This is a genomic window from Streptomyces sp. NTH33, from assembly GCF_003236365.1.
GTDB lineage: Bacteria > Actinomycetota > Actinomycetes > Streptomycetales > Streptomycetaceae > Streptomyces.
Genome location: NZ_POTZ01000233.1, coordinates 1 through 11,105 on the forward strand (window position 1 = coordinate 1; position 11,105 = coordinate 11,105).

Here is an 11,105-nt window from a genome sequence, read left to right on the forward strand (position 1 = left end):
GAGTTACCCGGGCGCCGCGGCGGAAACGGCGGTGACCCCGGACGTGGCGCCCCGCCCACCGGGGGCGGACGTTTGGGTGCCCTGGTCAGGGGGACGCGGAAGGTTCCGTACCTGGTCCGCGACAGCGCCGGAGGCGAACCGTGAGTCGACCCCGCATCGTGATCGTCGGTGCCGGCTTCGCCGGCTACCGCGCGGCCCGGACCCTGGCCAGGATGTCCCGGGGCAAGGCCGACATCACCCTGCTCAACCCGACCGACTACTTCCTGTACCTGCCCCTGCTGCCCCAGGTCGCCGTCGGCATCCTGGAGCCGCGCCGGGTCGCCGTCTCCCTGTCCGGCACGCTGCGCCGCGTACGGCTGGTCCTCGGCGAGGCCGACGGCATCGAGATGGACGCGCGCACCGTGCACTACACCGACCCCGAGGGCGGGGAGGGCACGCTGGGGTACGACCGGCTGGTGCTGGCCGTCGGCAGCGTCAACAAGCTGCTGCCGATCCCCGGCATCGCCGAGCACGCGCACGGCTTCCGGGGGCTGCCCGAGGCGCTGTACCTGCGGGACCACGTGACCCGCCAGATCGAACTCGCCGCGGCCACCGACGATCCCGGGACCTGCTCGGCCCGCTGCACGTTCGTCGTCGTGGGCGCCGGTTACACCGGTACCGAGGTCGCCGCGCACGGCAGGATGTTCACCGACTCGCTGGTGCGCAGGCACCCGCTGCGGGAGGGGATGCGGCCCCGCTGGATGCTGCTGGACATCGCGCCGCGCGTGCTGCCGGAGATGGACGAGCGGCTGTCGGACACCGCCGACCGCGTGCTGCGGCAGCGCGGTGTGGAGGTGCGGATGGGCACGTCCGTGAAGGAGGCCACGCACGACGGGGTGCTGCTGACGGACGGCGAGTTCGTCCGCACTCGTTCGCTGGTGTGGTGCGTGGGCGTACGGCCCGACCCGCTCGTCGAGAGCACGGGGCAGCCGCTGGAGCGCGGACGGCTCGTCGTCGACCCCTTCCTGCAGGTGCCGGGGCGGCCCGAGGTCTTCGCGTGCGGCGACGCGGCCGCCGTGCCCGACCTGGACAACCCCGGCAGGTTCACGCCGATGACCGCCCAGCACGCCTGGCGGCAGGGCAAGGCGGCGGCCGTCAACGTCGCCGCCTCGTGCGGGGTCGGCGAGCGCCGCCCCTACCGCCACCGCGACCTGGGCTTCGTGGTCGATCTCGGCGGCATGCAGGCCGCCGCCGACCCGCTCGGCATCCCGCTGTCCGGCCCGGTGGCCGGCGCGGTCACCCGCGGCTACCACCTCGCGGCGATGCCGGGCAACCGTGTCCGGGTGGCCGCGGACTGGCTCCTGGACGCCGTACTGCCGCGCCAGTCCGTCCAGTTGGGGCTCGTACGGTCCTGGTCGGTGCCGCTGGACACGGCCTCCCCGGAGCTGGCGCGCGTGCCGGGAAGGCCGGAGGAGCGGGAGGAGGCCGACGAGAACATCACCGAGATCATCGACAACACCGAGAAGGCCCAGCTGGCGGGTGCGGAGCCCGCGCCGCACCGGCCGGGCCCGGAGCCGGCGAAGAGCCGGCCCGGCGGCGAACCCGCGAAGAGCCGGCCCGGCGGTGAGCCGGCCAGGAACCAGCCCGAACCCGCCGGGAACAGGAAGACGAAGCCGGCCGCCGGACGCCGCGGCGCCCACCCCGCACCCGGGCCGGTCAAGCGTGACGACACATCCGCGGAAGGAGACCAAGGAGACTCATGAACACCGACGAACTCGTCGAACTCGGGCAGCAGTTGCGCGTCGACAGCGTGCGAGCCGCCGCCGAGGCCGGCTCCGGGCACCCGACGTCCTCCATGTCCGCCGCCGACCTGATGGCCGTTCTGCTGGCGAACCACCTCCGCTACGACTTCGAGAACCCCGAACACCCCGGCAACGACCGCTTCGTCCTGTCCAAGGGACACGCCTCCCCGCTGCTGTACTCCGCCTACAAGGCGGCCGGCGCCATCGACGACGCCGAACTGCTCACCTTCCGCAAGCTGGGCAGCCGCCTGGAGGGGCACCCCACACCGCAGCGGCTGCCGTGGGTGGAGACGGCGACCGGCTCCCTCGGCCAGGGCCTGCCCGTCGGTGTCGGGATCGCGCTGGCCGGCAAGCGCCTGGACCACGCCGACTACCGCGTGTGGGTGCTGTGCGGGGACAGCGAGCTGGCCGAGGGCTCGATCTGGGAGGCCGCCGAGCACGCCGGGTACGAGCACCTGGACAACCTGACCGTGATCCTCGACGTCAACCGGCTCGGCCAGCGCGGCCCCACCCGCCACGGCCACGACCTGGACGCCTACGCCCGCCGCTTCCGCGCCTTCGACTGGCACACCGTCGAGATCGACGGCCACGACGTGGACGCCGTCGACCGCGCCTACGGCGAGGCGGTCTCCACGAAGGGGCAGCCCACCGCGATCATCGCCCGCACCCTCAAGGGCAAGGGCGTCAAGGCCACCGAGGACCGCGAGGGCCTGCACGGCAAGCCGGTGAAGGACGCCGACGAGGCGATCGGGGAACTCGGCGGTGTCCGCGACATCCGCGTCCGCGTGCACGCGCCGGACTCCACCCGCTCCCTGCACGCCGTGGGGAACGGCAGTCTCGAACTGCCCCGCTGGGACAAGGGCGAACAGGTCGCCACCCGCGACGCCTACGGCCAGGCCCTCGCCGCGCTCGGCACCGCACGCGGCGACGTCGTGGCCCTGGACGGCGAGGTCGGCGACTCCACCCGCTCGGAGTTCTTCGCCAAGGAACACCCCGACCGCTACTTCGAGTGCTACATCGCCGAACAGCAGATGGTCGCCGCGGCGGTCGGGATGGCCCGGCGCGGCTGGGTGCCGTACGCCTCCACCTTCGCGGCCTTCCTCACCCGCGCCCACGACTTCGTACGGATGGCCTCCATCAGCGGCTCCGGCATCAACCTCAACGGCTCCCACGCGGGCGTGGCGATCGGGCAGGACGGTCCCAGCCAGATGGGCCTGGAGGACCTGGCGATGATGCGGGCCGTCCACGGCTCGACCGTGCTCTACCCGTGCGACGCCAACCAGACCGCCCAGCTCGTCGCGCGGATGGCCGACCTGGACGGCGTCCGCTATCTGCGCACCTCGCGCGGGGAGAGCCGGGTGCTCTACGGCCCCGAGGAGGAGTTCCCCGTCGGTGGCAGCAAGGTGCTGCGCTCCTCCGGGGCGGACCGGCTGACGATCGTCGCCGCCGGCGTCACCCTGCACGAGGCGCTCGCCGCCGCCGACGCCCTCGACCGGGAGGGCGTCGCGGTCCGGGTGATCGACCTGTACTCGGTCAAGCCCGTGGACCGGGACACGCTGCGCCGGGCCGCCGAGGACACCGGCTGCCTGCTCACCGTGGAGGACCACCACGAGGAGGGCGGCCTCGGCGACGCGGTGCTCGACGCCTTCCTCGACGGGCGCCCGGTGCCGCGCCTGGTCCGGCTCGCCGTCCGTACGATGCCGGGCTCGGCCTCGCCCGCCGAGCAGCTGCACGCCGCGGGCATCGACGCGGCGTCGATCGCGGTCTCCGCGCGGCTGCTGGTGGAGGAAGCGGTGGTGCCGTGAGCGGCGGTACGCGCACGGTACGGGCCGGCCGGCGCACGGTGGAGGTGCACCGGGCGGACAAGGTCCTGTTCCCGGGCGGCGACGGCGGGGGCGACAGTGCGGCCAAGGAGTACACCAAGGGCGACCTCGTCGACTACTACCGGTCCGTGGCGCCCTTCATGCTCCCGCACCTGCGCGGCCGTCCGCTGATGCTGGAGCGGCACCCGGACGGCCTGGACGGCCCGGCGTTCATGCAGAAGAACACCCCGGAGAACTACCCGGACTGGATCACCCGGGCCGAGGTCGCCAAGGAGGACGGCACGGTCACGCACACCGTCTGCGACGACACGGCGACGCTCGTCTACCTCGCCGACCAGGCCTGCCTGACCCTGCACCGCTGGCTGTCCCGCACCAGGGACGTCGAGCGGCCGGACCGGATGGTCTTCGACCTCGATCCGGCCGACGACGACTTCACCTCCGTGCGCGAGGCGGCCCGGCTGCTGAAGGAGCTGCTCGACGAGCTGAGGCTGCCGTCGGCGCTGATGACGACGGGCTCGCGCGGCCTGCACGTGATCGTCCCCCTCGACGGGCGCCACGACTTCGACGAGGTGCGCGACTTCGCCCGGGACGTCGCCGAACTGCTCGCCGCCGGCCACCCCGGCCGGCTCACCACCGCCGCCCGCAAGAAGGACCGCGGCGACCGCCTCTACCTGGACGTCCAGCGCAACGGCTACGCCCAGACCGCGGTCGCCCCCTTCACCGTACGGGCCCGGCCCGGCGCGCCCGTCGCCGCCCCGATCGCCTGGGACCAGCTCGGCGACCCGGATCTCGGGCCGCGGCGCTGGACGATCGCCGACGCGGTCGACCAGGCCCGTACCGACCCGTGGGCCGGCGTACCGCGCCGGGGCCGCGCCCTGGGCCCGGCCCGGCGCCGCCTCGACTCACTGCGTGGCTGATACACGCACCGCCGTGCGCAGGGGGATCGCCCCCGCATCCGGGACACCCGCGCCTGTGAGGTTTGGCCCACGAAGCTGCGGCCACACGGAGAAGAGAGGTGGCCATGGCGAACAAAGAGAACACATCGCAGAACTCACAAGAGCCACAGGAGTCACACAGGACACAGAAGCCACAGGAGTCGCGTACCGAAGACGACAGCCGTACGGCGACGCACCGGCCCAGGCCGATGGAGGTGCTGCGCGAGGCACGCGCCCAGTTCGCCGAGCTGACCGGCCTGACCGCCGAGTCCGTCACGACGTTCGAGCAGACGGAGGACGGCTGGGCCCTGGAGGTCGAAGTCCTCGAACTCGCCCGAGTGCCCGACACGATGAGCCTGATGGCGAGCTACCTGGTCGAACTCGACCCCGAGGGGCAGCTCACCGGTTACCGGCGTCTTCGCCGCTACGAACGCGGACGCGCCGACGCACACCGGTCCGGCGGCCGCTAGGCCGCCCGCCCGCAAGCACTCCCGTGGGTCCGCACACGCAGAAGGCATCCCTACACACAGACAAGGAGGCGCGGTCGGCATGACCGTTGTCCCGGCACAGACGTCCGGCGGTGGAGGCGGCAGCAGTGGCCTCTACGACGTACTGGAACTCGTCCTCGACAGGGGGCTGGTGATCGACGCGTTCGTGAGGGTTTCCCTTGTCGGCATCGAGATCCTGAAGATCGATGTCCGTGTCGTCGTCGCCAGCGTGGACACGTATCTGCGCTTCGCCGAGGCGTGCAACCGGCTCGACCTGGAGGCCGGCCCGCGCAAGAGCCCCGGTCTGCCCGAGATCGTCGGCGAGGTCACCGAGTCCGGCGCGCGCGGCAAGTCCAAGGGCGCGCTGTCCGGCGCCGCCCAGACCATTTCCGATGCCTTCAAGCAGGCGCGTGACGAACACACGGAGGAGTCCGAGTCCCGGCCGCGGGCGCGCAAGGCCACGTCGGCGCGCAGGAAGGAGGAGCAGGAGTGAGCACCTACGTCTACGGGATCACGGCCGCCTCGCACCCCTCGCTGCCGGAGGGCATGGGCGGGGTCGGCGATCCGCCGCGCGAGATCCGCGTCCTCAAGGCGGGCGAGCTGGCGGCGGTCGTCAGCGACGCGCCCGAGGGGCTGCGTCCCAAGCGCAAGGACCTGCTCGCCCACCAGAACGTGCTCAGCGAGATCGGCGCGGCCGGCTGCGTGCTGCCCATGCGGTTCGGCAGCGTCGCCCCGGACGACGACACCGTCACCGGCGTGCTCGGCGAGCGTGCCGAGCACTACAAGGAGCGTCTGCGGGAGCTGGACGGCAAGGTCGAGTACAACGTCAAGGGCAGCCACGTCGAGGAGGCCGTGCTGCACCGCGTGATGGCCGAGAACCCGGAGATCCGGTCCCTGGCGGAGGCCAACCGGGCATCCGGCGGCGGCAGTTACGACGACAAGATCAGGCTCGGCGAGCTGGTGGCGGCCGCGGTGCAGGCCCGCGAGGGCGAGGACGCCGGCGAGGTGGTGCGCGCCCTCTCGCCCCTGGCCGCTGCGGTCAGCGAGGGTCCGCAGTCCACCGGCTGGCTGGTCAACGCATCCTTCCTGGTGGCCCGGGACGAGGCCGAACGGTTCCTGGCCGCCGTCGAGCAGGCCCGCAAGGACCTGCCCCACCTCGAACTGCGCGTCAACGGCCCGCTGCCCCCGTACAGCTTCGTCGAGCCCGGCCCGGCCGAGCCGGCGGGCACCACCGCGGGTGCGGACGCGGGAGCGGAGTAATGCCATGGGACTCATCTCCGAGGTGCTGCTGCTGCCGTTCGCCCCGGCGCGCGGCAGCGCCTGGGCGATCCGACAGGTGCTGCGCGAAGCGGAGCGCATCTACTACGACCCGGCCACCGTCCGGGCCGAACTGGCACGTCTAGAGGAGCAGTTGGAGGCGGGAGAGATCACCGAGGAGGAATTCGACCGCCAGGAGGACGAGCTTCTCGACCGGCTGGAGATCGGCCTGCGCGGGGGCGCGGGGACAGGTGAGGGGACGGCACGATGAATCGAGTGGGACTCGGCCTCGCGGTAGGGGCCGGATACCTCCTGGGACGCACGAAGAAGGCCAAACTCGCCCTCGCCGTGGGCAGCATGGTGGCGGGCAAGAAGATGAACCTCGGTCCGCGCCAGCTCACGGACCTGGTCAACCAGCAGCTGAAGAACAACCCCCAGTTCAAGGAGATCGGGGACCAGCTGCGCCAGGACCTGCAGGGCGTGGGCAAGGCGGCCTCGGGCGCGATGGTCGAACGGCAGATGACCGCGCTCGCCGACCGGCTGCACGGCCGGACCTCGAAGGTCCGTGACCAGCTCGCCGGCGTCGTGCCGGAGACCGGCGGCGACGGCGGGAAGAAGGAGGCCGAGGGCGAGTACGAGGACGAGTACGAGGACCGGGAGGGCCGCGAGGCCGGCGGGGAACCCGAGTCCGCGGGCGAGTCCGAGGAGGAGCCCGAAGACGAACCGGCCCGGAAGGAGGCGGCGAAGAAGGCACCCGCGAAGAAGGCCGCCAAGACGGCGTCGGCGGGCGCACCGGCCAAGAAGGCCACGAAGAAGGCCCCCGCCAAGAAGGCGGTGGCGAAGAAGACCGCGGCCGGGAAGAAGGCGGCCGCGAAGAAGACGGCCGCGGCCGGCAACGCGACCCGCGCTGTCCGCTCCCGGCTGCCGAAGGGTGGCGGTGACCGATGACCGAAGCCCTCGGATCCGCGACGTCCGCCGTCGGCAAGGCGGCGGGCAGGGCGACCAAGGACAATCCGCTGACCGACCTCGCCCACAGCGAGGCCGCCGACCGGCTCAAGGCGGAAGCGAGGGACTACCTCACCGCCCAGGCCGAGCGGCTGCTGGCCGGTGCCGGCCGCAAGCTCGGCGAGACCACCGGCAAACTGACCGACATCGCCGAGGGCAGGAGTCCCGGCTTCGGCAAGCTCGCCCTGGACGCCGGTCGCAAGATGGCCCAGGGCAAGGGGCCACTGCGCACCGCCCTGGAGGTGGGCGGCTCCCGCGTCAAGGACAAGGTCCTGGGCGGGCTGCAGAACCTCGGGGGCGGCGGCAAGGGCAAGCGCAAGAAGCGCGCGGGTCAGAAGCCCACCGTCATCATCGAGTCCATCGATGTCGGCGTGCCGCTGCGCACCGCCTACGACCAGTGGACCCAATACCAGGACTTCAGCACCTTCGCCAAGGGCGTCAAGAGCGCGAACCGCACCGACGACACCAACTCCGACTGGCAGGCGAAGGTGTGGTGGTCCAACCGCAGCTGGAAGGCGCACACCATCGAACAGGTGCCCGACTACCGCATCCAGTGGACGGCGGAGGGCGCCAAGGGAACTCCCAAGGGCGTCGTCTCCTTCCACCGGCTGGAGGACAACCTCACCAGGGTCCTGCTGGTCGTGGAGTACTACCCCAGTGGTCTCTTCGAGAAGACCGGCAACATCTGGCGCGCCCAGGGCCGCCGCACCCGGCTCGACCTGAAGAACTTCGCCCGCTTCATCACCCTCAAGGGAGAGGCCGAGGACAGCTGGCGCGGCGAGATCCGCGACGGCGAGGTCGTCCGCACCCACGAGGACGCGATCGCGGAGGAGGAGCAGGAAGGCGCCGAGGGCGCGGAGGAGGAGCCCGAAGAGGAGGAGCCGTACGAGGAGGAAGGCGAAGAGGAGCCCGAGGGCGAGCCCGAGGAAGAAGCCGAGGAAGAGCCTGAGGAGGAGTCCGAGGAGGAGCCCGAGGGCGAGTACGAGGAAGAAGCCGAGGAAGAGCCCGAGGAAGAGGAAGAGGACGAGTACGCCGAAGGCGGGAGCCGTCGATGACGACACCGAGCCGGCTGCCCGAACCGTACGGCTCGGGCAGCGGCGCCAACCTCGCCGACATCCTCGAGCGAGTCCTCGACAAGGGTGTCGTCATCGCGGGCGACATCCGTATCAACCTGCTCGACATCGAGCTGCTCACCATCAAGCTCCGGCTCGTCGTCGCCTCGGTCGACAAAGCCAAGGAGATGGGCATCGACTGGTGGGAGAGCGACCCGGCGCTCTCCTCCCGCGCCCGCCGCGACGAACTCGCCCGGGAGAACGCCGAGCTGCGCGAGCGGCTGGCGCGCCTGGAGGAACTGGAACTGGAACGGGGCCGCAAGAAGGAGGCACCATGAGCGGACTCCGGTACGTCTACGCCGTCTGCCGCCCCCTCGGCGCGCCCCTCCAGGCACAGCTGACCGGGGTGGCGGGGGCTCCGGCCAAGCCGCTGCACCACCACGGCCTGGTCGCCGTCCTCAGCGAGGTGCCGGAGCGGGACTTCGCCGAGGAGCCGCTGCGCGCGCACCTGGAGGACCTCGACTGGCTGGCCGCCACCGCCCGCGCCCACCAGGGCGTGATCGACGCGCTCACCGTCGTCACCACCCCGCTGCCGCTCAGGCTCGCCACCGTCTTCCGGGACGACAGCGGCGTGCGCTCCATGATCGAGGCCCGTGAGGACCACTTCCGCGAGACCCTGGACCGGCTGGAGGGGCGCGTGGAATGGGGCGTGAAGATCTACGCCGAGCCCGAACAGCCCGAACAGCCCGAACAGGCCGCGCAGCCCGCGCAGAAAGCCGCGTCGGGCCGGGACTATCTGCGGCAGCGGCGGCAGCAGACGCGGGCGAGCGAGGACATGTGGCAGAAAGCGGAGGCGTTCGCGACACGGCTGCACGAAAAACTCGCCGATTTCGCGGAGGACTCCCGGCTGCACGCGCCGCAGAACCCCGCCCTTTCCGGCGCGGCGGGGCGCAATGTGCTCAATGCCGCTTATCTGGTCCCGCGGCGCGGTTCCGAGGAATTCGTGGAACTCGTGGACCGCGCGAAGGACGACGTCCCGGGTCTGCGCGTGGAGCTCACCGGGCCCTGGGCGGCGTACTCCTTCGCCGGGGAGCAATCGCCGGGGGAGGGGGCATGACGGTCGTCGAACGCCGCGAGATCGCCCTGGTCGACCTGCTCGACCGGCTGCTGGCCGGCGGCGTGGTCATCACCGGGGACGTCACCCTGCGCATCGCGGACGTGGACCTCGTCCGCATCGACCTGAACGCGCTGATCAGCTCGGTGAACGCACAAGTGCCGTCGCCCTTCGAGGCCCTGGAGGAGCAACCGTGACCCCGCGCAAGCGCCTGGAACTGGAGCCCGACACGGTGGAGCGCGACCTTGTGAAACTCGTGCTCACCGTGGTGGAGCTGCTGCGCCAGCTCATGGAGCGGCAGGCGCTGCGCCGCTTCGACGCGGGGGACCTGACCGAGGAGCAGGAGGAGCGGATCGGGCTCACGCTCATGCTCCTGGAGGACCGCATGGCCGAGCTGCGCGACCGCTACGGGCTGCGGCCCGAGGACCTGAACCTGGACCTCGGGCCGCTGGGACCGCTGCTTCCCCGGGAATGAATTCCCCCGTGAATTCTCACCACCTGTACCAGCGGCCCCTGCCTCCCGCCGCGGACGCGCCGCGGAGGAGGAACCCCAGCAGCCAGACGACGAACACCGCCAGTGCGACCCACCAGAGCACCTTCACCGCGAATCCGGCTCCGAAGAGAATAAGGGCCAGAAGCAGTACCAGCAGGATGGGAACCATAATGAACCTCCTGCTGTCCGAGTTGCCCGTAAACCGGAAATCAGACTTCCTTGCGGCACAGGATTTCTCCGTGCAGGACGGCGAACCAGCCGTCCTGCCGCCCGCCCCACTCCCGCCACGCCCGTGACACGGCGCGCAGCCGCTCCTCGGTCGCGTGGCCGCCCGCGACGGCGCGCTCGGCGTACTCCGACGCCAGGGTGCGGTCGGCCCACAGTCCGCTCCACCACTCCCGCTCGGCGTCGGTGGCGTAGGTCCAGGTGCCGGAGGTGGCCGTGACGTCCGTGAAGCCGGCCGCCAGCGCCCAGGACCGCAGCCGACGGCCCGCGTCCGGCTCACCGCCGCCTGCGCGGGCCACCCGCCGGTACAGGTCCAGCCAGTCGTCCAGGCCGGGCACCTCCGGATACCAGGTCATCGCCGCGTAGTCGGCGTCGCGGACGGCGACGTAGCCGCCGGGTCTCGTCACGCGGCGCATCTCGCGCAGTGCCTGCACGGGGTCGCCCACGTGCTGCAGCACCTGGTGGGCGTGGACGACGCAGAAGGTGCCGTCCGGGTGGTCCAGGGCGTGCACGTCCGCCACCGCGAAGTCGATGTTGGTCAGCCCGCGCTCACCGGCCGTGGCCCGGGCCTGCTCCAGAACGCCCGCCGCCCGGTCGACGCCGGTGACGTGCCCGTCGGGGACCAGTTCCGCCAGGTCGGCGGTGATGGTGCCCGGGCCGCAGCCGATGTCGAGGACCTTCATGCGGGGCCTGAGCGAGCCGAGCAGGTAGGCCGCGGAGTTGGCGGCGGTGCGCCAGGTGTGCGAGCGCAGCACGGACTCGTGGTGCCCGTGCGTGTAGACGGCCGTCTCCCGCTGCTTCGGCATGGCTGCACCCCTTCTCGTCACCCGGCCCCGCGGGGCGGTACGGATCACGGTACGCATGCGTGCCGAATAATGAGACCCCTGTTTCGTCATGTGGGCTGACGGGTGGATGGGCGGGTGGGGTGACGA

At 71.9% G+C, this 11,105-nt stretch carries 15 protein-coding genes; 13 read left to right on the forward strand and 2 right to left on the reverse strand.

Going from position 1 to position 11,105, the window contains the following annotated elements; translation table 11 throughout:
• Positions 1 to 140 precede the first annotated feature (140 nt).
• From C1I97_RS21495 to C1I97_RS21555, 13 genes are all read left to right on the forward strand, one after another.
• Complete coding sequence (locus C1I97_RS21495) at positions 141 to 1,742, forward strand: FAD-dependent oxidoreductase (RefSeq protein ID WP_111004853.1); 1,602 nt, start codon at positions 141 to 143, stop codon at positions 1,740 to 1,742.
• Positions 1,739 to 3,586 (forward strand): transketolase, encoded by a 1,848-nt coding sequence (locus C1I97_RS21500; protein ID WP_111004854.1) that lies wholly within the window; start codon positions 1,739 to 1,741, stop codon positions 3,584 to 3,586. The genes C1I97_RS21495 and C1I97_RS21500 overlap by 4 nt, the downstream gene beginning before the upstream one ends.
• Positions 3,583 to 4,521 (forward strand): non-homologous end-joining DNA ligase, encoded by a 939-nt coding sequence (gene ligD, locus C1I97_RS21505; RefSeq protein WP_111004855.1) that lies wholly within the window; start codon positions 3,583 to 3,585, stop codon positions 4,519 to 4,521. Before C1I97_RS21500 ends, ligD begins: the two co-directional genes overlap by 4 nt.
• Before the next feature lie 104 nt (positions 4,522 to 4,625).
• Positions 4,626 to 5,009: a gas vesicle protein GvpO gene (locus tag C1I97_RS21510; RefSeq protein WP_111004865.1), complete on the forward strand. Its 384-nt coding sequence runs from the start codon at positions 4,626 to 4,628 to the stop codon at positions 5,007 to 5,009.
• 79 nt (positions 5,010 to 5,088) lie between these two features.
• The gene (locus C1I97_RS21515) at positions 5,089 to 5,520 is read left to right on the forward strand and encodes a gas vesicle structural protein GvpA (protein WP_111004856.1); all 432 of its coding nucleotides are present in this window, start codon (positions 5,089 to 5,091) and stop codon (positions 5,518 to 5,520) included.
• On the forward strand, positions 5,517 to 6,287 hold the full coding sequence (locus tag C1I97_RS21520) for a GvpL/GvpF family gas vesicle protein (RefSeq protein ID WP_111004857.1): 771 nt from the start codon (positions 5,517 to 5,519) through the stop codon (positions 6,285 to 6,287). The genes C1I97_RS21515 and C1I97_RS21520 overlap by 4 nt, the downstream gene beginning before the upstream one ends.
• Positions 6,288 to 6,291: 4 nt before the next feature.
• Positions 6,292 to 6,555, forward strand: a complete 264-nt coding sequence (locus tag C1I97_RS21525; RefSeq protein WP_073951718.1) for a gas vesicle protein GvpG — start codon at positions 6,292 to 6,294, stop codon at positions 6,553 to 6,555.
• Positions 6,552 to 7,232 (forward strand): DNA primase, encoded by a 681-nt coding sequence (locus tag C1I97_RS21530; protein WP_111004858.1) that lies wholly within the window; start codon positions 6,552 to 6,554, stop codon positions 7,230 to 7,232. Before C1I97_RS21525 ends, C1I97_RS21530 begins: the two co-directional genes overlap by 4 nt.
• Entirely contained in the window at positions 7,229 to 8,344 is a 1,116-nt protein-coding gene (locus tag C1I97_RS21535) for an SRPBCC family protein (RefSeq protein WP_111004859.1), read from the forward strand. The genes C1I97_RS21530 and C1I97_RS21535 overlap by 4 nt, the downstream gene beginning before the upstream one ends.
• Positions 8,341 to 8,679 (forward strand): gas vesicle protein, encoded by a 339-nt coding sequence (locus tag C1I97_RS21540; protein WP_111004860.1) that lies wholly within the window; start codon positions 8,341 to 8,343, stop codon positions 8,677 to 8,679. The genes C1I97_RS21535 and C1I97_RS21540 overlap by 4 nt, the downstream gene beginning before the upstream one ends.
• Positions 8,676 to 9,458, forward strand: a complete 783-nt coding sequence (locus C1I97_RS21545) for a GvpL/GvpF family gas vesicle protein (protein WP_111004861.1) — start codon at positions 8,676 to 8,678, stop codon at positions 9,456 to 9,458. Before C1I97_RS21540 ends, C1I97_RS21545 begins: the two co-directional genes overlap by 4 nt.
• Positions 9,455 to 9,652: a gas vesicle protein gene (locus C1I97_RS21550; RefSeq protein ID WP_073951723.1), complete on the forward strand. Its 198-nt coding sequence runs from the start codon at positions 9,455 to 9,457 to the stop codon at positions 9,650 to 9,652. Before C1I97_RS21545 ends, C1I97_RS21550 begins: the two co-directional genes overlap by 4 nt.
• Positions 9,649 to 9,930 (forward strand): gas vesicle protein K, encoded by a 282-nt coding sequence (locus tag C1I97_RS21555; protein WP_111004862.1) that lies wholly within the window; start codon positions 9,649 to 9,651, stop codon positions 9,928 to 9,930. The genes C1I97_RS21550 and C1I97_RS21555 overlap by 4 nt, the downstream gene beginning before the upstream one ends.
• Positions 9,931 to 9,946: 16 nt before the next feature.
• Here the strand turns inward: C1I97_RS21555 and C1I97_RS21560 are convergent, their stop codons facing one another.
• The gene (locus C1I97_RS21560; protein ID WP_111004863.1) at positions 9,947 to 10,117 is read right to left on the reverse strand and encodes a hydrophobic protein; all 171 of its coding nucleotides are present in this window, start codon (positions 10,115 to 10,117) and stop codon (positions 9,947 to 9,949) included.
• A 40-nt stretch (positions 10,118 to 10,157) separates the two neighbouring features.
• On the reverse strand, positions 10,158 to 10,979 hold the full coding sequence (locus tag C1I97_RS21565) for a class I SAM-dependent methyltransferase (RefSeq protein ID WP_111004864.1): 822 nt from the start codon (positions 10,977 to 10,979) through the stop codon (positions 10,158 to 10,160).
• Positions 10,980 to 11,105: the final 126 nt, after the last annotated feature.